This is a genomic window from Chitinophaga sp. YR573, assembly GCF_900110995.1.
GTDB lineage: Bacteria > Bacteroidota > Bacteroidia > Chitinophagales > Chitinophagaceae > Chitinophaga.
In genome coordinates this window covers 1,674,097-1,696,789 of record NZ_FOJF01000001.1, presented here as the reverse complement: position 1 = coordinate 1,696,789, position 22,693 = coordinate 1,674,097, and the positions used below count along the sequence as shown (strand labels likewise).

Here is a 22,693-nt window from a genome sequence, read left to right as displayed (position 1 = left end):
TATATACTAAGATAAAAAGGATTTACATATTAAATGTTAGGACATCACTCGAAAAAATAAGGAGATTCTTACAACGAAAGGGTTTTAACAGGCTCTACCGCGCTAAATCCTCCTGATTTACTAAACTTCATATGATGCGTAAAATTCCGCATGCTATCCGCAGGGTCAACAGACTCAAATCTGAGCCTGTTCAGCACATTCAATGGGATAGCTACAGACACAATGGTTACATCCTGTGAAATTACATGAATGTATATGAGGTCAACTGGCAGATAGGCATATGTTTCGCGGGCCAATCTCAATATGCAACTGCATACATAATCCTGGTATAGTTCATTGAACTTTGATAACGGCATTTCCTTCTTCGTTAACTTGCCTCTGGATGTTTGTATAAGATTATATGCAGGAATAGTACCTGTTGCATTTACAGTAAGATTGATAGTAATATAAGCAGGCTCAAAGTTCAAAATGATAGCAGCACCTGATTCTTTGATCTCATTGAACGGCTCGAAGTATGCGATCGCTTCTTTATATGCATCGGGATTCTTCGCCAACACGCCTTCAGCTATCTTTTGCAGCCGTTGCCAGTCAGAGACTGCTGATTGATAATCCTGCAGGTATTGTTCATAATCTGCTTTGTCAAAGATGATAGCCTGTTCCAGGGCTGATGTCAGTTGCCTTATTCTCTTCTCTTTCTTATTAAAGAGTTTATCAAAAAAGGAAGGAGAGTAGGATAACAGCCGTTGTCTGGCCTGTTTTTCTTTCTTATTCTCCGCTGCTTCTTCCAGAGGCGGTGGTGTTTTCTTTACATCATTCCAGTTTATCAGCTCGGGACTGTCTTTATGCAGGGATCTGAGCATCTCTATATATTCATTGTATTGGATATCCTGTTGCAGTCGGAGGTGCTTGTAATTACGGACAGCGTCTTTTATACGGGCGCGCGTAGCAGCAGATGGATAGGGACTAATAACAGTGGCCATTATCGTGGTTATTGGTTTAAAGCAGGGATAAGAATCTCACTAACAAACTATATCTAATCTATGATATATTTGTTAAATCACCAATAATCTGTTTAAAGAGGGCAGGAGTCCCCTTTTTATTAAAATGTTGTTTTCTTCTTTAGCTCAGGTAACACATCATCTATCCTTTTAGCCAGCTGGGGAAGCTTGATAGTCGGTACTGCAGGGAACAGGTGGTGTTCCTGGTGATAAAACATACTAAAAGTGATCTTATTCTTCCAGCCTCCTCTTTGCGTTCTGGCAAGTTCCGGATGCTCTTCTGTATCATGATGCACTGTCCATACAGCAAAAAATGCCATCAGGAACTCCCCGATCACCATTACAATAATGTGGTAAATCAGGAAAGCAACGTTGAAATAAAAAAACAGGAAGGTAAAGATGGCAATAGAGGCCAGCTCCAGTAACACATTCTTTACATACTTCTTATTGCCCAGTTGCAGAGTGATTTTATGAATAAGAAACATATGAACGGGGCCATAAAAGATAGCTCCGTACCAGCTCATACCGGCAGATTTACCCTCATAATCCTCCTCAGACAGGCAATATTTATGATGCCTGATATGATTGAACTTCACCGCATGAATAGAAGCCATCATCAATATACTGTTGGAATACAGTGAAAACCAGGTAAGGAACCTGTTAGTCCCTAATGAATTATGAAAACCATTATGTACCTGTCGTAAACCTGTTAAGAAAAAGAAGGCAGAAAAAGGAAGGGCAAGGATATAATAACCAAAGTAGGCCAATACCCATGAAGTGAGCACCCATGGAATGGTGAGGTTATTCTCAATCAGCATTTCTTTAACAGAAAGGCTTTTCAAATCTTTCCACTCCACTTTCTTCAGAATTTCAGCATGTGTCATAGATAAGAATTTGAACAAAGGTACAGATCATAGAATGATGACATATGACAAAAGTCAGCTTCTCGCTTATTAAGCCTACCTTGCCACCCTGCTGACGATTCTGTCAAATGTAATCCATCCTTTTTGCAAGAGATCTTTGATGTACTCATCAACAGTTTCATAGAAACTAAAATAGGAATCACCAGTAATTTTTTAAGTAAGCAATTGTCAGCTCACCTGGTCAATAACCTAAATACCCTGTATGACAACAAACATATGCAGGCTGCCGGAACCGGGAATGATAGTATAGCTGTACAAAATAAACTGGTGAGAAGTGATGTGATTTACTGGCTGGACAGAAAACATGAAGATCAATACGAAAATGCATTTTTCGATCTGATGGACAGTTTTGTGGAATACCTGAACAGTAGTTGTTACACAGGTATCACAGGATATGAATTTCATTATGCGTTGTATGAAACAGGTAGTTTCTATAAGAAACACCTGGATCAGTTCCGCAATAATGAAAGCCGTCAGTATTCAATGATTATCTATCTCAATGAGAACTGGATAGAAGGGGATGGGGGACAATTATCTATTTCTCATGATGGGATAGAATATAAGATAGATCCTACCGGAGGGAAAAGCGTATTCTTTAAAAGTAGTGAACTGGAACATGAAGTGCTGGTCACCAACAAACCGAGAATGAGTATCACCGGTTGGTTGAAGAGGTAACTACCTCTTCAACAACCTGATAATCTTTTCAAAAATCTCCGTATTCTCATACACACCTCTGAACTCCAGCGAGTGAGGACCATAAGCAAATACAGGAACCATCACCGCACTATGGTCATTGGAACTGAAATTGCCATCAACCTGCCCTTTGCTGATATTCCCGTCTAACAGGCTCAATCCACCGGTTTCATGGTCTGCGGTAACGATCACCAGTGTATGGCCATCTTCGTCTGCAAATTGCATCGCGGCACCAATCGCCTCGTCAAAGTCCATCATCTCCGTTACTACATAAGACAGGTTATTTGCATGACCGCCATAATCTATCTGCGCACCTTCTGCCATAATAAAGAACTTGTTGCCAAGTGTCTTCATTGTTTTCTGTAATGAACGGGTTAAGAAATCCCCTCTTCCTTTTAACATGGACAATTCAGCTGTCGGTGTCAGCATCAGCCATTTCTTAGACTGAATAGTATCCAGATCATCGAAATGAGTGCTGAATCCGTATCCTCTTTCTTTCAGCTGATCAAGGCGATAGTTGAAGTGTGTAGCACCACCACCAATCATAATGTCAACAGGACTGCTTAAGAAGTCTTTCGCAATAGAATCTTCTTCACTCCTATCATTTGCATGGCCATAAAAAGCCGCAGGAGTAGCATCTGTGATATCTCCGCAACTGATTAGTCCATTCTTCACTCCGAAGGGCGCCAGTATATCTGGAATGGCCGGTAAACGCATACCGGTAGCATCTACTCCGATGTAACGGTTGTTCGTCTTATGACCGGTAGCCATCGCCGTTCCGCCAGCAGCAGAATCAGTAATATAACTATCAGAAGAATAGGTTTTAGAGAAACCGATATTGATCATCTGCAACAGGTTCAGCGCACCACGATTACCGGTAAAACCGGAATAGATCTGTGTAAGCCCCATACCATCACCAATCAGCAGGATTACATTGTTCACCGTACCCATACTATCGTTATTCACATAACGGGCTTTATAGATAGCATGAGGAGCAGTTGTTCCGTTATACTCGTGGCTTGCACGGTTAGTTAAAAAGTCAGATAACATTTCTACTTTATCAGTGCCGATATAATCAGCCCCCATATTCATCTGTGTCTTCCAGGTATTCACATTATCAGCAGCACCCCAGATGCGTATTTTTTTACCGGCAGTATGTACACTATCTATCCAATGCTGAATATGGTCCTTTTCAGCTTTCACAATAATCCCTTTGCCATTCCAGGTAGTAAATGCTTTAATATCCTCACTGTACAAAGGAATACGTAACGCCTGTACCAGTGTATACCGCAGACTGCGTTTACCATCAAAATGAATATAAGCAGGGTATTGTGACCATAACGCCGGTGCCGGTTGATCTCCACTGATCACCACCATTACAGTAGGGTTTTTACTGATCTCCGGATATTTATCCAGGATAGCTATCAATGCTTTTATAGTAGGAATACCAACAGTTTTAAAATCTATCAGCAGCTGTAAGGTATCACGGCTATTCTTATACGCAGTACCACCGTTTTTCTGAATAACCTTTTTTAATGGTTGCAGATACAAGGCTTCCAGGGAACGATCAGGGACTATATCTTTCTCTTCATGAGCAACAAGTAGTTGTCCGTTTCTTTCATATACATCTGCTTCTATAGAACCAAAGTTACGATAGTAAGCAGTTAAGAATGGAATAGGATGTTCATAGTCATTATGTGCATGTGCATTCTTTGGCGTGTAGGACCTTTCCTGAGCCATGCCCAGGGATGAGATGGTTAGCAGAGCGAGAGAAAAAAAGCTGTTTTTGATCATCATGAGTTTTTAATTGGCATACTCCTTTAGAGTAAGTAAAATTAGTATAAAAAAGAACGCTCCTGGCTGAACGGAATGAAAAACCGCCAACCAGGAGCGTCAGCATCCTTTTATTTTTACCAGCCCGCGTTCTGTGTAACCACGCCGTTACTGCTGGTTACTTCAGTTTGAGGTACCGGCCATACATTGTGAATAGCAGGATTGAAAGTACGTGCAGGCCATACAACACTACCGGTAGCACCATGCAGTGGTTGAGCATAAGCCGCCTGTGCATCACCCCAGCGAACCAGGTCAAAGTGACGGTTAGCCCACTCACCCGCTAATTCGCAACGACGCTGTATCTTCAGCTCATTCATATCTGCATTGGTGGTATCAGCCAGACCAGCACGATGTCTGATCATATTGATTTCCGCATCTGCATTCTGTCCCTGCATCAGCTTTGCTTCTGCTTTGATCAGGATCACTTCTGCGTAACGGATCAAAGGAAGGTTCAGGTCTGTAGTAGGGTGGTCTCCGTTAGGGCTAAGGTGAATACCGCCGGCATAGGAGAATGGCTCCATGTACTTGCGGAACTGATAGCCTGATAAGCTATTGGTAGAGGAATAAGCCATCTGACTGCCGAAGAACGTGAATAAGTCTCCTGGTTTCAGGATAGTAGCTTCTCTTCTTATATCACCAAACTCATAGGCATCATATAATTCTTTGGTAGGCATATAATATCCCCAGCCATTGTATGCACCCCATCCTTTGTTTTCGAGCATCACACCGGGTAAGATACTACCCCATCCGCTGGCGCCTTTTACATTAGAATAAACAGACCAGATATATTCGCCTGTCCAGTTGTTGGCGATGGTAAATACATCTGCGAAATTATCCAGCAGCTGATGTTTGCCACTCAGGATAACAGAGTCTGCATATTTTGCAGCATTTGCATAATCCTTTTTGTACAGGAACATTTTGCTCAGGAATGCATAGGCCGCAGTTTTGTGAGGTTTGCCGTATTCATCTGTGCTGTATGTGTCAAAATAAGGGAGTAATGTAGCTGCTTTTTTCAGCTCACTTTCTACATATTCATACACAAGATTCACATTCGCAGAACGGGGAATAGGTTTATCACCTACAATGCTGTCGCGGTTGATGATAGGAACACCTGCGCGGGCATCTCCATAGGTGTATGCCAGTTCGAAGTACATTAATCCGCTTAAGAAATATGCTTCCCCAAGGATACGGTTTTTCAGCGCTTCATCCATATTAATGGATGGTACATGAAGGATCACATCGTTAGCACGTTTAATAACGATGTAACGCATTTTCCACTGGGTTTCAGTGTAAGCACCACCAATGAAACTGCTGTTGAAGTTTTTGATATTATCACCTTGCGCTTTTACACGTCCTGTCACCATATCATCACTGGCATTAATGAACCACCAGTAACCACGTCCGTAGAAGTCTTCATTGTCAAACTGATCGTACATGGCATTTGAACCGGAAACGGCATCACCTTCTGTCTGCCAGAAATTACCACTGGTAGGAGCTCCTTCAGGGGTTATCTCCAGCTTTTTATTACAGGCTGCAAGCAGGGAAATACCTGTCAGTGCAAGCGTTATATTCTTTATGATTCTTTTCATTGTCGTCGGCGTTTGTGCTTAATTAGAAATTAACATTCAGTCCCATCAATACGCTTTTTGCCTGAGGATAGCGTCCTGCATCTATACCTAACTGGTCCATCCCAACTTCAGGATCATATCCTTTATATTTGGTAAATGTGAACAGGTTGTTAGCGGTTACATACAGGCGAACAGCACCAATATGAGCGAGGTTGGTAAGATTAGCAGGTAAAGTATATCCCAGTGTAACGTTCTTGATACGCATGTAAGAACCGTCTTCAATATACCAGTCGGAGGCATTTCCGTAGTTGCCATTGGCATCTGTAGAGATGATCCTTGTTACATCAGTATTTGTATTGGTCGGGGTCCAGGCATTCAGGATTCCCTTCAGCATGTTAAAGTTTGTACCAATACTTGGGTTCATGTTGGTATACTTCAGTGCATTGAACAGTTTGTTACCATGTACGCCCTGTGCAAATACGTTCAGGTCAAAACCTTTGTAATTCAGGTTCAGGCTGAATCCATAAGTAAAGCCAGGATAAGGACTGCCTATTATCTGTCTGTCGCCGTTGTTGATGGTACCATTACCATCATAATCCACAAATTTACGGTCGCCTGGTTTAGCGTTTGGCTGGATCACAGTACCATCCTTACTCTTGTAGTTATCTACTTCTGCCTGTGTCTGGAAGATCCCTGCGGTTTTGATCAGGCTATATGCATAGATGGAATTACCAACACGGGTAACGAGTGGATTAAGTGAACCGCGAATGTTTACAGCGGAAGTGCTTACAACTTCATTCAGCCCGTTATCCAGGGATAATAGTTTGTTATTTACTTTAGTCAGTGTAGCTCCTACATTATAAGTAAGGTCTTTACCTGCTTTGCCATTATAGTTGATACCTAATTCAATACCGTTATCACGAGCTTTCCCCATGTTCTTATACATACCTGTGCTTACACCGGCAGTACTTGGAGGAGCGACCTGAAGGATCATTTTATCTGTTGTTTTGACAAAATAATCAGCTGTTACAGAAAGGCTGTTTTTTAACAACGCGATGTCTGTACCAAAGTTCACCTGTTTGGATTCTGCCCATTTCAGATTAGGATTGGATAATGCATCTTCAGCAAGACCGGTTGACTGTGTTCCATTAGCACCAGTATAGATACTGATAGATTTCAGCGGAACGTTGATCGCGTTTGAAGGAAGACTACCCAGGTTTCCTAACAGACCATAGCTGGCGCGTAATTTCAGGAAGCTGAGCAGATCATTATTCTGCAGGAATGATTCTTCTGTTAATACCCATCCACCAGACACTGAATAATAGTTCTGGTAACGGTTTTGTACAGATACACGGGAACTACCATCACGACGACCCAGTAAGGTCAGCAGGTATTTGCTTTTGTAGTCGTAGTTCACACGGGCAAGGAAAGATTCCAATGCGTTCTGGTCTCTGCCACTGGAAGGTTTAACCCATGAAGTAGCATTGTCAAAATAACGGTATGCATCCCTTTCATCATTAAATGAACTGGCGCTGGCAATAAGGTAGGTACCATCATGATGCTGATAACTATAACCTGCCACCGCATTCACATTGTGATCACCAAACTGTTTGGAGTAGGTCAACGTTTGTTCAGACAGGAAGTCTGTAAAGTTGTTGATCTGTTCATACAGTGAATTGGTCGAATTGATCTTCCCTATTTCCAACGCACGGGTCGTAAATGTTTTCTGGTCACTGAATGATTTGGTGATTACGTAATTAGATCGGAATAGCAGGTCTTTTGTAATATGTATTTCTGCATAAGGATTGAGATTGATGTTACTCACCGGAGTGTGGTCATCAAGTCTTGTCAATATTGCAACAGGATTTGCAAGGTCTCCATAAGAACCCGCATAAGCTAATGGCATTCCACTGAATGAACCATCAGCCGTATAAGGAGTGATATTGCGTGGATAACCAAGTGCGGTGAAGATAGCGCCGGTATATGGACTGGTAGTATTTGCACCATTACCATTGGTATAAGTATAAGAGAGATTTTCTCCTATTTTTAACCATGGTTTTATTGTTGCATCAGAATTCATGCGGAAGGAATAACGTTCAGCACCTGTATTAAGCAGGATACCATCATTCTTACGGTATCCAAAGCCCATGTAATACCTGTTTTTATCTGTACCACCTTTTACACCCACATTATAATCCTGGATTTTACCGGTACGGAATATTTCATCCTGCCAGTCGGTACGGGTAATCTGACCATCCGGATAAATAGTAGCATTAAATGCAGCAGCGCGGGGAAGGCCGGCAGCATCGTAGGCGATGTTTTCTACGTCAGCAAATTCTTTGGCTGTTAATACATCCAGCTTTTTAGCTGCATACTGCCATCCTGTTTTTGCATCCAGTGAAACTGTAGCGATACCAGACTTACCTTTTTTAGTAGTGACCAATACCACACCACCGGAAGCCCTTGCACCATAAATAGCTGCAGATGCATCTTTCAGCACGTTCATGGATTCAATATCATTCGGGTTGATAGGACCACCTGTATAGATAGCTCCATCAACTACGTACAATGGATCTTCCCCATTGATACCACCCATACCACGGATATATACCTTAGGAGTAGAGGTTGGATCTCCACCATTGTTCTGTACAATTACGCCAGGCGCTTTTCCCTGTAAGGCTTCTGCCATATCATTCAATGAACGGGAGTTCAGTTTATCTAACTGTACATCCGCTACAGCACCGGATACGGTTGCTTTACGCTGTGTACCATAACCTACTACTACCAGCTGATTCAGGTTCAGGCTGTTCTCTACCATCACTATCTGAAAACTGCGTTGGCTGCCTACAGCGATCTCCTGTGTTTTATATCCTATCATACTTATTACCAGTACGACACCACCACTGTTGTCTACATTGAGTTTAAACTGTCCGCTGCCATCTGTGCCGGTACCGTTGGTAGTACCTTTTACCAGTACTGTTACACCGATCAATGGGCCATTCTTATCCGAGATAAGACCGGTAAGGGCGATTTTTTCAGCTGGTTTCTGAAAGGAAGAAGAGCTATTTATTGTTGTGCTGTCATAGATAAGAACAGTGTTATATCGTTCTTCATATTTTAAGGATGACTGACTTAACAGGTCCTGTAAAATATCGACAACAGCCTTACGTTGATAAGTATTAGCGTGTACCTGAATCTTTTTCAGTGCATCTTCATCATATGCCAGATTGATCTGCGCTGTAGATTCTAATTTTTTAAGTGCAGCAGAGAGGCTACCCTGTTGTACCTGGAATTTTTGCAGCATTTTGTGCAGCGCCTGTGCCGTTGTTGGCAGGGCGAAAGCTCCTGTAGCCAGTAGCAGCAACGCCATCCCCGCTGTGAATGCGGTTTTGATGCGTGTAGAGAATAATCGTTTGTCCTTTTGCATATCAGTTTTTGTTAAGGTAAAGGCATGACAATGTCAGTCCGGGTGTTTTAATCCGTGATAGTTGGATAGATCCTAATTGTGATTGAATTTTTTAGTAAATACTCAGCTGATCCTTGTGCATAATGAAATGAATTTTTGGTTTGTAACTGATTTTTTGAATAATGTCCAGTACTTCCGGTAGCGCCATAGTTGCTGGAAAGCGAATAGTGTAATTTCCCTGGTTCACATTCAGGGAGGTGGTGGCGGTGATACCGTATTGATTCTTTATAATGAGCAGTAGTTCTTTTAATGTTGCATTACGTAATACGATCTCTTCTCTTGTCCAGGCCATCAAATCATCGGTACTGATGCTATCCTGTACTAATACATTGCCATGAAGCATCAGCCTTTGTGCAGGTAATAATATGGTAGAGGTATTGTTTTTCCCCTGCACTTTTACTTTACCGGTAGCGACTGCTACCCTGGAAATCTGCAGGGTACGGTTACTTTCCACAGTAAAGGACGTTCCCAGTACGGTGGTACGTGTACCGGATATATCTTCTACTATAAAAGGATGCTTTTGATCAGTAACGGTTTCAAAGAAGGCTTTTCCTTCCAGCATTTTCACAGGTCTTTCGGTACCGGAAAAACGTTCCGGGAATTGAATAGTACTGTATCGTCCCAGTAATACGGTGGAATTGTCTGGTAATGTGATGGGGAGCAGCCGTTTCCCGGTATTCTGTACAGTGCGCCAGGAGCTGTTTGTTGCATATTGTTTACTAACATGCTGCTGGTATTGCCAGATAAAATAACCGGCAATAGCAAATGGCAATACTACAGCTGCCGCCCTGATGAAATGCATCCGCATCCGGTTTTTCGTAACAGGAAATAATTGTTGTAACATTTCCTGTTTGATAGCCTGCTTCTCAGTATCTGATAGTGCCATATGGTCTGCACTATCCTGTTCCAGGGCATCCAGCCATTTGTATAAAAGCTGTCTTTCAGCTGCCGTACAGTTGCCCTGTCTGAATTTTTTAAGTAATAATAATAATGTCCCTTTGTCCAAACTTGAGCTGGTTTATTATAAGACACTTGCAAAAAGGGGAATAACTATCGGGTAGAGGCTGTTAACAATTCGGTAACAAACTGAGCTTGTTATTATTTAATCCTGTATGCAATGAGGTAATTATAATAACCAGAGTACGATCAATATTTCAACGATCCATAAAGATTTGATGCGTTGTAAGGCTGTATTGAGCTGGTTGCGTATTGTTTGTGGGGAAGTTCCCTGACGAAGGGCAATCTCTGCAACGGAGAGGTTTTCTATCCGGTTAAGATAAAAGACGTCTTTCATCTTACCTGGTAATTGGTTAATGGAGTGCAACAGTTGTTGTTCAGTTTCTTTGAATTGCAGGTGTTCTACTATGGAATGGTCGTTTTCTTTATTTGTTTCTTTGAAGAGGTCTACATGACGCTGGTAAAGGTTTTCGTCCCGCAGCGCATTCAGAAGCCTGTTTTTTAGCGCACTATGCAAATAGGGTAATACCGCGTTCACTTCAGGAAGGGCGCTGTGTTTTTCCCATAAATGAATAAACAGTCCCTGTACAATATCCTGTGCAGTAGAATGATTCCGGGTTATTTTACAGGCATAGGAAAACAGGTCTTCCCAGTATTCTTCGAATAACTGGCGAAAGGCCTTTTCATTACCCTGCCGGATGGAATTCCACAATTTATGTTGACATTCTGTTGGCATAAAGCTATTGTGCCACAAAGTTATTGGTTGTTACTGAAGCTTCCTCTACAATTCAATTATGAAATTGTTAAGCACAATATAATAAAGTAGTAGCAAATTAAAAAAGTCCTGGTAACATTACCAGGACTTTTTAAGAATGTTATATGGGGGATAATTTACATGGCTGCCAGTTGCACTTTCTGTTGCAGTTCAATGACGCTATCTCGGAATGTATTATCAGTGTCCATCAGATCTTTTACAGTTTGGCAGGAGTGGATCACGGTAGTATGGTCACGGCCGCCAAAATGTTCCCCGATGGTTTTAAGAGAATTTTTAGTAAAAGATTTAGCAAGATACATGGTAATCTGCCTGGCCTGCACAATTTCACGCTTACGTGTCTTCTGTAACAGTTTATCATAAGGCACATCAAAGTATTCGCATACCATCTTCTGAATACTTTCGATTGTAATTTCTTTGGAAGAGGTTTTTACAAAAGATTTCAGGACACGTTTAGCCAGTTCCAGGTCAATTTCTTTTCTGTTAAGAGAAGACTGAGCCAGTAAGGAGATCAGAGCGCCTTCCAGTTCACGTACATTGCTCTGAATATTATAGGCAACATATTTTACTACTTCTTTCGGCATTTCCAACCCATCGTTACGCATTTTCATTTCTAAAATCTCCATGCGTGTTTCGAAGTCGGGCATCTGCATGTCTGCACTCAGGCCCCAGCGGAAGCGGCTCAGTAATCTTTCCTGTAAGCCATCCAGATCTTTTGGAGGTTTGTCGGAAGTTAATATAAGCTGTTTACCGGATTGATGCAGGTGATTGAAGATGGCAAAGAATGCATCCTGTGTTTTTTCTGCACGGGCAAAAAATTGTATATCATCTACAATTAATACATCAATCAGCTGGTAAAAGTGAATGAAGTCATTAATGATACTATTCTTGGAATGATCTATAAACTGGTTAATGAATTTTTCAGCGCTTACATACAACACTGCTTTAGTGGGATGTACACGTTTCACTTCATTACCGATGGCTTGTGCAAGGTGAGTTTTACCTAAACCTACACTACCGTATATAACTAAAGGATTAAAGGAAGTGCCTCCGGGTTTTTCAGAAACGGTTTTACCGGCCCTGCGTGCAACACGGTTACAGTCACCTTCGATATAAGATTCGAATGTATAGTGTGGGTTCAGCTGAGAATCGATCTGTACACGTTTGATTCCGGGTATAACGAACGGGTTCTTTACCGGGTTCTGTATGGTTAACGGAAAGTCAACGTCACTATCTTTCTTCGATTTGGTAAACTGCGTAGGCATATTTACCGTTTTCGGATGCTGATGAGGAGTACCGTTCTCCACCACTATACGATACTCTAACCGGGCTTCTTTTCCCAGTTCCCTTTTAATTGTTTTACCCAACAATCCTACGTAGTGCTCTTCAAGATATTCGTAAAAGAACTGACTGGGGACCTGAATGGTTAAAACATTGTTTTCAAGTTGGATTGGCTTAATAGGTTCAAACCAGGTTTTAAATGGCTGCCATTCCACAATATCCCTAATTATATTAAGACACCTTTCCCAAACTTGGTCGCAAGTTTTATTCATTGAGATTTTAAAAATTATGTTGTTCTTGAATTAAGGATGTTTCTCGAATTTTAAATCTTTCAACGTGGGGAGTTGAGAGATTTTCAGACAGGACGACGAATATCTGTAGAAAATGTTGAAAAAAAAAATTTATCTCCCCTTGTTTCTGATTCTCGTATTACAGTTCGCCGACTGTAATTTTTACTCTTTTATCCATTGTTATCACGCTCTTTTTGTTATCAATTTGATATGATGTAATATACTGCCACACTGCTTTGATATACAGGCCTTTTCCAATCGGCATTAACTCCTTTGCCATAGATATGTATACTTACAGATAAAATAATATTGTACACTTAAAAACCACCTTTCATGGTTATCCCCTTATGTTAATAATTCCCCGAGGGGGTGCAAAACTATGTTAGTAATTGCACTTAAAAAAATGTGCTTTAGGTATGCAAATACCATGCAAATTTATTATATACGCGCCTGTAATTTTGTTACTCTACTGATAACTAATTGTTTTAAATTTTATTGCGCTGCACTTCTTTTAAAAAACCTATCTTTGACCCTCTAGAACAGTTAAAATTTTTTATATGAGTTTTGAAATAACCGGAAAGCTGATCGTGAAGTATAATACGATGCAACGTAGCGAAACCTTTAAGACACGGGAGTTCGTTATCGAAAAGTCTGATGATATCAATGGCCGTGTTATCAACAACTTTATCAAGTTCCAGGCGGTACAGGATAGAACAGCTATCGTAGACCGTTTCAACGAAGGCGAGACAGTGAAGGTTTACTTTAACATTAAAGGTACACGTTGGGAAAAAGACGGTCGTGTTAACTACATCACCAACCTGGACGCATGGCGCATGGAGTCTGTTGTTGCTGGTGGCCCAACCACAGACGCGCAACCTAACTACAATACCTCACAGGAAGTTTCCTCTGGCGGTAGCAGCTCACAGGCTGATGATTTGCCGTTCTAAATAACAACTCATTAACAAAATATATTGGCGGGTACATGGATAAAACCATGTACCCGTTTTCTATCTTTACAATGTTTTAGGATAAATACCTAACCGTCAGTATGATACAACAAATCTCTCTCAAGCTCCTGCCTTCACAGGCTGCATCTGATAATACTATTCTCACACAGGCAGCTGCTGCATTAGGTATAAAACCATCAGCCATCACTGGCTTCCACCTGCTAAAACGCTCTATCGACGCACGTTCCAGGCAAGTGTACTTCATGCTCACTGTAAAAGTATTTATAGATGAACCCTTCGTTGAACGCGAAAGGATCATACCTGTATATGATTCTCTCCCTGCCAATGCTCCTGCTGCTATCGTTATAGGTGCTGGCCCCGCGGGCTTATTCGCTGCTTTGCGACTGATAGAATCCGGTATCAAACCAATCGTACTCGAAAGAGGGAAAGATGTACGTGCCCGTCGCCGTGATCTCGCTGCCTTAAATAAAACAGGTATCGTACATCCCGATTCAAACTATTGCTTTGGGGAAGGTGGGGCTGGTACTTACTCAGATGGGAAATTATATACCCGTTCTAATAAAAGAGGAGACATTAACCGTATCCTCAGCATTTTTGTTCATTTCGGCGCCACAGAAAAAATAATGTACGATGCTCATCCTCACATCGGCACCAACAAACTTCCGCATATCATCATCGCCATGCGCGAACAGATTGAAAACAGCGGAGGAGAAGTTCACTTTGAGCAAAAAGTATCAGATATTCTGATAAAAAACAATCAGGTTACCGGAGTGCAAACAACTACCGGACAAACATATTCTTCCCCTCAGATTATTCTGGCTACAGGCCACTCAGCCAGAGATATCTTCAGGCTATTAGCACAAAAGGACATATTAATACATGCAAAGCCATTTGCTTTAGGTGTAAGAATAGAACATCCGCAACAATTAATAGATAGTGCACAATATCATAACCCTATCCGCAATGAATTATTACCACCAGCCAGTTACAGTCTCGTTGAACAGATAGATGGCCGCGGTGTATTTTCATTCTGTATGTGCCCCGGTGGTATCATCGCTCCTGCTGCAACAGATCCCGGAGAATTGGTAGTGAATGGCTGGTCTCCTTCAAAACGTGATAACCCCTACGCAAATTCCGGCATGGTGGTGACCGTAGATGAATCAGATTTTATTCCCTTTGCAGATAAAGGGCCCTTATCTGCCATGTACTATCAGCAAATGGTAGAACAGGATTCCTTTCATGCAGGCGGCGGATTGTTTGTTGCGCCCGCTCAGCGAATGACTGATTTCGTAAACAATAAAGTATCTTCTTCCTTACCACCCTGCTCTTATTTACCCGGCCTCAACAGTGCTAACCTGCGTGAGGTTTTGCCAGCAAGCGTACATAACAGGCTGGCAAAGGCTTTCAAAGCATTTGGAAATAAGATGAGAGGATATTATACAGAAGATGCTGTAGTCGTAGCCACAGAATCCCGCACTTCCTCTCCTGTACGTATTCCTCGTAATGATGATACACTCATGCATCCGCAAATCAATGGTCTGTATCCCTGTGGGGAAGGAGCCGGTTATGCTGGTGGGATTGTATCCGCTGCCATGGATGGAGAACGCGTAGCAGAGATGATTATAGGTTTTTACACCCGATAATTATGCTTTAGTCACATATATTAAAAAAGTGTGCAAGGGATAATTATCATTGCTGAAAGTTTATCCTTATGAACAAATTCACAAAAACAGAACTTGCTGCCGCCACAGGCATCTATCTGCTCATCATATTTACACTACTCTCCCGAAGTGTAACATCGAATGTATTCGACCTGCAACATGAGTTTGGATATAAATTCGATCACTACCATCAGGTGTTTGATTATTATAAACATTATCTGTTACCATTACTCGCTTATATCACAGTTGTATATGCTGCCTTTGTATTCATTCATGGATTTATAGTCCCTGTATACCTGGAGCAAAGACGCTTTTTTCTTGGAATACTTTTTTCCGGAATTACGTGTGGCGTAGTATTCCTTACTATTATGATCTCCGATACCTGGTACTACGGTTATCTTTTCGGGGTATACAAAACTGTAAAGGGAGTATATACACATTGCGTAAAACAAGCCTTCATCATCACCATATTTTACGCCACTATATATATATTGTATTACGCCGCCCGCTATCTGTTCTTTGATCAGCTGTATCGCAAAGTAATCAGCAAACCATGGTTCAAAGAAATAAAAACAGAAGTAATAATAATGCTGGCGATATTGGTAGCATTCCCGGTATTGGGTGCGGGAGCCAGAGGCGAAATCAGAGGTGTAGTAATACTCTTCCTTATCACCCTGTATTATTTCTTCATTTACTTTGTTTGTCAGTACCGGGTTTTTCCAAACTTTGAACAACATAAAAACAAACGTGAATTAATCCGGGAAATAGGGCTCGTCTCCCTCACAGCATTTATCCTGGGGGCGTTTATACTAATGGTAATACCCGAGATAAAAGCAGCAATCTTTGCAATTGTGCCGGCAGTATATGCTTTCGAAGCAGCTATTGTAATACCTGTTTCCTGGTGGATCTACCAGGCCCGGCACAACAGAAAAATTGAAGTCCGTGGATTAAAGACTGCATTGGATCATTCAGAAGCAGGGCTTGATTTTCTCCGCTGGCAGATTAATCCGCACTTCTTATTCAATGCCCTCAATACATTATATGGTACTGCCTTACAGGAAAAAGCAAGCGCTACGGGAGAAGGTATTCAGAAGCTGGGAGACATGATGCGTTTCATGCTGCACGACAATGTAATGGAACATATTCCATTGGATAAAGAAATCGCGTACTTACAAAATTACATAGCACTGCAACGGTTACGTACACAGGGATCTCCGGATATTCTCATAGATGTGACTATCAATGAAACATTATGTGATCATGAGATAGCTCCTATGTTATTGATTCCTTTTGTAGAAAATGCATTTAAATATGGAATAAGTCAGCGTAATAAATCCCGTATCTCAGTATCATTATCCTGTACTGCAGATAAGATTTATTTTGATGTATTTAATACCGTACACGCCATCAGGAGCAGCGATGTAGAATACGATAGCATGGGTATCGGTTTGAATAATGTAAGACAACGACTGGCATTATTATATCCAGGCAAACATGACCTCAGCATCCGTGAAACAGGCACAGAATTTTTTGTACATCTCACTATACAAATAGGATGAAAATAAATGCTATCGCCATTGATGATGAACAGGTGGCTTTGTCTGTCATCAGCACACATGCGGAACAGGTTCCTTTCCTGGACGTGAAAGGTTATTTCACCGATCCTTATGAAGCACTGTCATATTTGAAAGATAATAAAACAGAGCTGGTATTCCTGGATATAAAAATGCCGGATATATCCGGACTGGAACTCATGACTGCCCTGCCTGGTTCGCCATTGGTCATCTTCACCACGGCCTATTCTGAACATGCGGTACAAAGCTTTGAACTGGATGCTATCGACTACTTATTAAAACCGTTCTCCTCAGAGCGGTTTTCAAAAGCCTGCAATAAGGCAAAGTCGTTACTGGAGATGATAGCCAAAAGCTCCATGAAAGATGCGCCTACTTATATCATGATAAAAAGCGGGTATGAACAATTCAAACTCCCGCTGGATGAAATACTTTACCTGGAAAGCGCCGGTAATTACATCAGTTTTGTAATGAAAGACCGGCGACTTCTTTCCCGTTTATCCATGCAGGAAGCATTAGCCCTGTTACCTCCATCCCAGTTTACACGTGTACACCGCTCTTTCATTGTCGCTAATAATAAAATAGAGAAAGCAGACAAAAACAATTTATATATCGGTGCTGTGCCGGTAAGTATAGGTGCTGCTTACGCAGATGAAGTAGATAAAATACTTAAGTAATACAGGCAACTACTAGTAAGCAAATAAAAACTTACTTTTAGTTTATGAACCTCATCGAAGTCAAAAACCTGAGAAAAGACTATGCTACGCATAAGGCTGTAGACGATATCAGTTTTGTTATCCCCCGTGGTAGCATCTTCGGATTGCTGGGACCTAACGGCGCGGGCAAAACCACGCTACTGCGGATGATCACCGGTATCTTTTACCCGGACCATGGTCAGATATTATTCAACAATAAACCCTTTGATCCTGAACGGGATATACAGTCCATCGGCTATATGCCGGAAGAAAGAGGGCTCTATAAAAAGATGAAAGTAGGGGAGCAAACCCTCTACCTCGCACAGCTGAAAGGCATGCGGGAAAAAGAAGCAAAGGAGAAGATTAAATACTGGTTTGATAAGCTGGATATCAATACATGGTATAACAAGAAAGTGGAAGAACTCAGTAAAGGGATGCAACAGAAAGTGCAGTTCATTTCTACTATCATCCACAATCCTTCCCTGCTGATCCTGGATGAACCCTTCTCCGGCCTGGACCCTATTAATGCCAATCTTATCAAGCAGGAAATATTCGACCTCAGTAAAAGTGGCACCACCATCATTTTCTCTACCCACCGTATGGAACAGGTAGAAGAAATCTGTGACAGGATCATACTGGTAAATAAAGGAAAGAAGATACTGGATGGAGAAGTGAAACAAATCAGACACGACTTCAAACAACACCTGTTCCGTATAGGTGTTGGTACCATGCCTAACTTCGCTCAGATGGCTACCTGGCACTTCAGTATCATCAAGCAGGAAGATCATGCATACACGGTAAAACTAAGCGAAGGAAGTACCACCAACGACATCCTCATGCACTTTATTAAACATGATATCCCCATCACTTATTTCCAGGAAATTCTGCCCTCTATCAACGAAGTATTTATCAACAAAGTACAGGAGATGGAACAACCACTAAACTAATTTTATGAATAAGATCCTGCTCATAATAAAAAGAGAATTCTTAACACGTGTACGCAAACGCAGTTTCCTGGTAGTGACTTTATTAATACCCGTTTTCTTTGCCGGACTGCTCGTCATACCTATATTAATTGCTACCAGTGGCAGTGAAGATAAACGCATCGCAGTGGTAGATGACAGCCATCTGTTTCTTGGCCGTTTTCCTGATAGTAAAGGCACTTATTATAAATACCTGACGAATATAAAAGTAGATACCTTCAGGTACGAACAATACGGTTACTCCGGTTTACTGTACATCCCTGACCTGGATATAAAACGGCCTTCCGGTATAACTTACTATAGCAGCGGGCAGCCAGGTATTGGGGTGGAAAGCAACATCACAAAACATGTAAATGATATCATAGAGGAAAAACGACTGGAAAACGCCGGTATCGACAGGGAAAAACTCTTTGCTGCAAAATCAGATATCAGTATTGATTTTAAATCCGGGGCTGATGGTAAAAAAGGTAACTCCGCCGTGGCTTATGGTGTAGGTTATGCCAGTGGATTTATCATTTACATTATTCTCATGTTCTTTGGAATGGCGGTGATGCGTGGTGTGATGGAAGAAAAGGTAAGTCGTATTGCAGAAGTAATGATCTCCAGTGTAAAACCATTTCAACTGATGATGGGGAAGATCATTGGTATCGCAGGAGTAGGATTATTACAATTCCTGATATGGGTAGTACTGATCTTATCCTTACAACTCATCTTACCCCTGTTCTTTTCAGCAGAAACATTACATGCTGCAACACAGGGTGGTGGGGTTATGCAGAGTGGTGGTAATGCCGCTGCAATAGACGCTATAGAAAAAATCCGTTATGTAATCGGCAGTGTTAACTGGACGCTCATCATTTCCTGTTTTATATTTTATTTCCTGGGAGGATACCTGTTTTATTCTGCCTTATTTGCCGCAGTAGGCAGTCTGGTAAATGAGGATCCAACAGATGCACAATCATTGACATTTCCCATCACTTTACCCATTATTATAGGGTTGATGATAATGATCTCTACTGTACAGAATCCGGATAGCCAGTTGGCTTTCTGGGGAAGTATCATTCCATTTACATCACCTATGGTGATGATGGCAAGATTACCTTATGGAGTACCTGGTACCGTTCCTTACTGGCACCTGGCATTATCCATGGTGTTGCTGATAGTTGGTTTCCTGGGTATGACCTGGATGGCGGGGAAAATATACCGTACAGGTATACTGATGTATGGAAAGAAGATTACGTGGAAAGAAGCCATTAAATGGATCGGCAAGAAGAACTAAAATAAAACATAATAGGCTCCGTTAGGAGCCTCGTGTTTGTAGGAAACACATTAAACAACAAAACACAGACTCCGTTAGGAGTCCCCTAAATTTGCTAATAGAAGGGGACTCCTAACGGAGTCTATTATGTAGAAGATAGATTGTTGCTATAAACACGTGGCTCCTAACGGAGCCTATTATGTTTTGCTGTAAACAAAAGGGAGTGTATCAAAAATAGCTGATACACTCCCTTTTTATAAAAGCTGTTTTAATTATAATTCAGGATACAACACGAACTGTTTCATAAAGTCGTTCACCGCACCTCTGACAGAAGTAATCTTTGCTTCATTATCAGCATCCATCAGCAACTCGTCTATCCAGGAAACAACCTGTCCCATGTGCTGTTCTGTCATACCACGACTGGTAATAGCAGGAACGCCCACACGAATACCGGAAGTAACGAATGCAGATTTATCATCAAAAGGAACCATGTTCTTGTTAACAGTAATATCTGCTTTCACTAATACCTGTTCAGCTTTCTTACCAGAGATATTCTTGTTACGCAGATCTATCAGCATCAGGTGATTATCTGTACCACCGGATACGATTTCATACCCTTTCTCTACAAATGCTTTAGACATAGCCTGTGCATTTTTGATCATCTGTTTAGCATAATCTCCGTATTCATCTGTCAGGATCTCAAAGAAAGAAACTGCTTTGGCAGCAATCACATGTTCCAGCGGACCACCCTGAATACCAGGGAATACAGCCATATCCAGCAGAGAACTCATCATGCGGATTTCTCCTTTTGGCGTCTTAAGACCGAATGGATTTTCGAAGTCTTTGCCTAACAGGATCATACCACCACGAGGTCCACGTAATGTTTTATGTGTAGTAGTAGTAACGAAATGACAATGTTCAAAAGGAGAGTTCAATAAACCTTTTGCAATCAGACCTGCAGGATGAGCGATATCCGCCATTACAAATGCGCCAACCTGGTCAGCGATCTCACGGATACGTTTGTAATCCCAGTCGCGGCTGTAAGCAGAAGCACCACAAACAATTAACTGTGGTTTCTCGCGCAGTGCGATTTCTTCCATTTTATCATACTCAACAAGACCAGTCTCTCTGTTCACACCGTAGGAGAACGGCTGATAAAGTTTACCGGAAAAGTTTACAGGAGAACCATGTGTCAGGTGTCCGCCCATGCTCAGGTCCAGTCCAAGGATCTTATCACCTGCTTTCAATATCGCCAGCATTACTGCCGCATTAGCCTGTGCACCGGAGTGAGGCTGTACGTTTGCGTATTCAGCGCCAAAAATCTGTTTTGCTCTGTCAATTGCCAACTGTTCGCTCAGGTCCACAATTTCACAGCCACCATAATATCTACGTCCGGGATAGCCTTCTGCATATTTATTGGTCAAAACGGTTCCCATAGCCTGAATAACCTGCAGACTGGTAAAGTTTTCCGATGCGATCAATTCTATGCCATGACGCTGACGCTCCAGTTCCTGGCCGATGATATTAAATATTTGCTGATCTCTTTGCATTGTATGTTGAAAATTTGCTGCAAAGGTAATCGAATTTGTGAATAGTGCATAGCCAATAATAGATAGTCCGTAGATATTTTTCCTATTTAAATTGCATGACATAGTTATATATACTATTGATCTCTATATTATCAATGGTTTAAACTGTCTGTAATACCCACAGCTATGGATTTTTTAAAATTTATACTACCTTCACGCCCTCAGTAACATCAAATCTAATTAACTGCGTACATGAAGGCCATTATACCAGTAGCCGGTGCTGGCACCAAGCTACGACCGCATACATATACACAGCCTAAAGCACTAATCCCCCTGGCGGGAAAAACCATACTCAGTATAATAGTTGATCAGCTGGTAGAAGCCGGCATCTCGGAGTTTGTGTTCGTGGTAGGTTACCTGGGCGAGAAGATCCAGGATTATATACTGAAAAAATATCCGCACCTTACCTGTCATTTCGTGCAGCAGAGCAGCCGCGAAGGAACAGGGCATGCTATTTTACTGACAAGACATGTGGTAAAGGATGATGAAATGCTGATCGTATTAGGGGATACTATCTGTGAAGGGAATTTCAAGGATCTCATCCATTCTCCTGTTTCCCAGCTGGGACTCAAGAAAGTAGATGATCCGCGTAATTTCGGGGTAGCAGAACTGGACGATACCGGCAGCATCTGCAAAGTAGTGGAGAAACCACAGATCCCTAAGTCGAACCTTGCACTGGTAGGTGTATATAAGATAAAAGAAACCGAACAGTTATACGATTGCCTGGAGAAGAATATGCTGGAACATCGTAAATCTCACGATGAATTTCAGCTGACAGATGCCCTGCAATGTATGATAGAACATGGGGTAGTGTTCAAACCGTTTAAGGTAAGCAACTGGTTCGATTGTGGACGTAAGGATACCCTGCTGGAAACCAACGCTATCTTGTTGAGTAAATACAAACTGGCCACAGCGCCTGTATTGCCTTACGAAAACACGATTATCATTCCGCCGGTGAGTATAGGGGAAGGATGTAATATCAAGAACTCTATTATCGGTCCTAATGTGGCCATTGGAGACAATACGGTCATCAACTATTCTATCGTCAAAGATTCCATCATTGGCTCTTTCAGTAACTTATATGAAGTAGTATTGAAGTCTTCTCTTATCGGTAGTGATGCCAATATACGGGGGCTTAGTCAGAGTTTGAATATAGGGGATAATACAGAGATAGATCTTGGTTGAACAAA

At 41.6% G+C, this 22,693-nt stretch carries 17 protein-coding genes; 8 read left to right on the top strand and 9 right to left on the bottom strand.

The genetic code is table 11. The features are described 5' to 3' along the window. Positions 1 to 68: 68 nt before the first annotated feature. Both BMW86_RS07160 and BMW86_RS07155 read right to left on the bottom strand, forming a co-directional pair. Positions 69 to 980, bottom strand: a complete 912-nt coding sequence (locus BMW86_RS07160) for a hypothetical protein (protein WP_089780349.1) — start codon at positions 978 to 980, stop codon at positions 69 to 71. A 119-nt stretch (positions 981 to 1,099) separates the two neighbouring features. After that, complete coding sequence (locus BMW86_RS07155; RefSeq protein WP_089780347.1) at positions 1,100 to 1,882, bottom strand: fatty acid desaturase family protein; 783 nt, start codon at positions 1,880 to 1,882, stop codon at positions 1,100 to 1,102. A 123-nt stretch (positions 1,883 to 2,005) separates the two neighbouring features. Here BMW86_RS07155 and BMW86_RS07150 point away from each other — a divergent pair, with 123 nt between their 5' ends. Next, positions 2,006 to 2,596: a 2OG-Fe(II) oxygenase gene (locus BMW86_RS07150; protein WP_089780345.1), complete on the top strand. Its 591-nt coding sequence runs from the start codon at positions 2,006 to 2,008 to the stop codon at positions 2,594 to 2,596. On the opposite strand, the gene BMW86_RS07145 is transcribed toward BMW86_RS07150, so the two are convergent. The 6 genes from BMW86_RS07145 to dnaA form a co-directional block, all read right to left on the bottom strand. Further along, complete coding sequence (locus BMW86_RS07145) at positions 2,597 to 4,411, bottom strand: alkaline phosphatase (RefSeq protein ID WP_255372864.1); 1,815 nt, start codon at positions 4,409 to 4,411, stop codon at positions 2,597 to 2,599. A 113-nt stretch (positions 4,412 to 4,524) separates the two neighbouring features. After that, entirely contained in the window at positions 4,525 to 6,036 is a 1,512-nt protein-coding gene (locus BMW86_RS07140) for a RagB/SusD family nutrient uptake outer membrane protein (protein WP_089780341.1), read from the bottom strand. 22 nt (positions 6,037 to 6,058) lie between these two features. Beyond that, positions 6,059 to 9,442, bottom strand: coding sequence for a SusC/RagA family TonB-linked outer membrane protein (locus BMW86_RS07135; protein WP_089780338.1), 3,384 nt, complete (start codon positions 9,440 to 9,442; stop codon positions 6,059 to 6,061). 91 nt (positions 9,443 to 9,533) lie between these two features. Continuing rightward, the gene (locus BMW86_RS07130) at positions 9,534 to 10,487 is read right to left on the bottom strand and encodes a FecR family protein (RefSeq protein WP_089780336.1); all 954 of its coding nucleotides are present in this window, start codon (positions 10,485 to 10,487) and stop codon (positions 9,534 to 9,536) included. 120 nt (positions 10,488 to 10,607) lie between these two features. Continuing rightward, positions 10,608 to 11,174, bottom strand: a complete 567-nt coding sequence (locus BMW86_RS07125) for an RNA polymerase sigma factor (RefSeq protein ID WP_089780334.1) — start codon at positions 11,172 to 11,174, stop codon at positions 10,608 to 10,610. A gap of 155 nt (positions 11,175 to 11,329) precedes the next feature. Then, complete coding sequence (gene dnaA / locus BMW86_RS07120) at positions 11,330 to 12,763, bottom strand: chromosomal replication initiator protein DnaA (RefSeq protein WP_089780332.1); 1,434 nt, start codon at positions 12,761 to 12,763, stop codon at positions 11,330 to 11,332. A gap of 575 nt (positions 12,764 to 13,338) precedes the next feature. Between dnaA and BMW86_RS07115 the strand changes: the two genes are divergently transcribed. The 6 genes from BMW86_RS07115 (at position 13,339) to BMW86_RS07090 (ending at position 19,935) form a co-directional block, all read left to right on the top strand. Continuing rightward, positions 13,339 to 13,728, top strand: coding sequence for a DUF3127 domain-containing protein (locus BMW86_RS07115; RefSeq protein ID WP_089780330.1), 390 nt, complete (start codon positions 13,339 to 13,341; stop codon positions 13,726 to 13,728). Positions 13,729 to 13,829: 101 nt separating this feature from the next. After that, entirely contained in the window at positions 13,830 to 15,392 is a 1,563-nt protein-coding gene (locus BMW86_RS07110; protein WP_089780328.1) for an NAD(P)/FAD-dependent oxidoreductase, read from the top strand. 68 nt (positions 15,393 to 15,460) lie between these two features. Further along, positions 15,461 to 16,969 carry a sensor histidine kinase gene (locus BMW86_RS07105; RefSeq protein ID WP_089780326.1) on the top strand — a complete coding sequence of 503 codons (1,509 nt, stop codon included), beginning with the start codon at positions 15,461 to 15,463 and terminating at the stop codon, positions 16,967 to 16,969. Beyond that, positions 16,966 to 17,658 carry a LytR/AlgR family response regulator transcription factor gene (locus BMW86_RS07100; protein WP_089780324.1) on the top strand — a complete coding sequence of 231 codons (693 nt, stop codon included), beginning with the start codon at positions 16,966 to 16,968 and terminating at the stop codon, positions 17,656 to 17,658. Before BMW86_RS07105 ends, BMW86_RS07100 begins: the two co-directional genes overlap by 4 nt. A gap of 44 nt (positions 17,659 to 17,702) precedes the next feature. Beyond that, positions 17,703 to 18,623 carry an ABC transporter ATP-binding protein gene (locus tag BMW86_RS07095; protein ID WP_089780322.1) on the top strand — a complete coding sequence of 307 codons (921 nt, stop codon included), beginning with the start codon at positions 17,703 to 17,705 and terminating at the stop codon, positions 18,621 to 18,623. A 4-nt stretch (positions 18,624 to 18,627) separates the two neighbouring features. Next, entirely contained in the window at positions 18,628 to 19,935 is a 1,308-nt protein-coding gene (locus tag BMW86_RS07090; protein WP_089780319.1) for an ABC transporter permease, read from the top strand. 251 nt (positions 19,936 to 20,186) lie between these two features. On the opposite strand, the gene glyA is transcribed toward BMW86_RS07090, so the two are convergent. Beyond that, the gene (gene glyA / locus BMW86_RS07085; protein WP_089780317.1) at positions 20,187 to 21,464 is read right to left on the bottom strand and encodes a serine hydroxymethyltransferase; all 1,278 of its coding nucleotides are present in this window, start codon (positions 21,462 to 21,464) and stop codon (positions 20,187 to 20,189) included. Positions 21,465 to 21,695: 231 nt separating this feature from the next. Between glyA and BMW86_RS07080 the strand changes: the two genes are divergently transcribed. After that, positions 21,696 to 22,688, top strand: a complete 993-nt coding sequence (locus BMW86_RS07080; RefSeq protein WP_089780315.1) for a sugar phosphate nucleotidyltransferase — start codon at positions 21,696 to 21,698, stop codon at positions 22,686 to 22,688. The last annotated feature ends 5 nt before the right edge of the window (positions 22,689 to 22,693 follow it).

Coding starts and splice junctions, on each gene's coding strand:
- BMW86_RS07160 (WP_089780349.1), bottom strand. CDS start 980: ATGGCCACTGTTATTAGTCCCTATCCATCTGCTGCTACGCGCGCCCGT.
- BMW86_RS07155 (WP_089780347.1), bottom strand. CDS start 1,882: ATGACACATGCTGAAATTCTGAAGAAAGTGGAGTGGAAAGATTTGAAA.
- BMW86_RS07145 (WP_255372864.1), bottom strand. CDS start 4,411: ATGATGATCAAAAACAGCTTTTTTTCTCTCGCTCTGCTAACCATCTCA.
- BMW86_RS07140 (WP_089780341.1), bottom strand. CDS start 6,036: ATGAAAAGAATCATAAAGAATATAACGCTTGCACTGACAGGTATTTCC.
- BMW86_RS07135 (WP_089780338.1), bottom strand. CDS start 9,442: ATGCAAAAGGACAAACGATTATTCTCTACACGCATCAAAACCGCATTC.
- BMW86_RS07125 (WP_089780334.1), bottom strand. CDS start 11,174: ATGCCAACAGAATGTCAACATAAATTGTGGAATTCCATCCGGCAGGGT.
- dnaA (WP_089780332.1), bottom strand. CDS start 12,763: ATGAATAAAACTTGCGACCAAGTTTGGGAAAGGTGTCTTAATATAATT.
- BMW86_RS07115 (WP_089780330.1), top strand. CDS start 13,339: ATGAGTTTTGAAATAACCGGAAAGCTGATCGTGAAGTATAATACGATG.
- BMW86_RS07110 (WP_089780328.1), top strand. CDS start 13,830: ATGATACAACAAATCTCTCTCAAGCTCCTGCCTTCACAGGCTGCATCT.
- BMW86_RS07105 (WP_089780326.1), top strand. CDS start 15,461: ATGAACAAATTCACAAAAACAGAACTTGCTGCCGCCACAGGCATCTAT.
- BMW86_RS07100 (WP_089780324.1), top strand. CDS start 16,966: ATGAAAATAAATGCTATCGCCATTGATGATGAACAGGTGGCTTTGTCT.
- BMW86_RS07095 (WP_089780322.1), top strand. CDS start 17,703: ATGAACCTCATCGAAGTCAAAAACCTGAGAAAAGACTATGCTACGCAT.
- BMW86_RS07090 (WP_089780319.1), top strand. CDS start 18,628: ATGAATAAGATCCTGCTCATAATAAAAAGAGAATTCTTAACACGTGTA.
- glyA (WP_089780317.1), bottom strand. CDS start 21,464: ATGCAAAGAGATCAGCAAATATTTAATATCATCGGCCAGGAACTGGAG.
- BMW86_RS07080 (WP_089780315.1), top strand. CDS start 21,696: ATGAAGGCCATTATACCAGTAGCCGGTGCTGGCACCAAGCTACGACCG.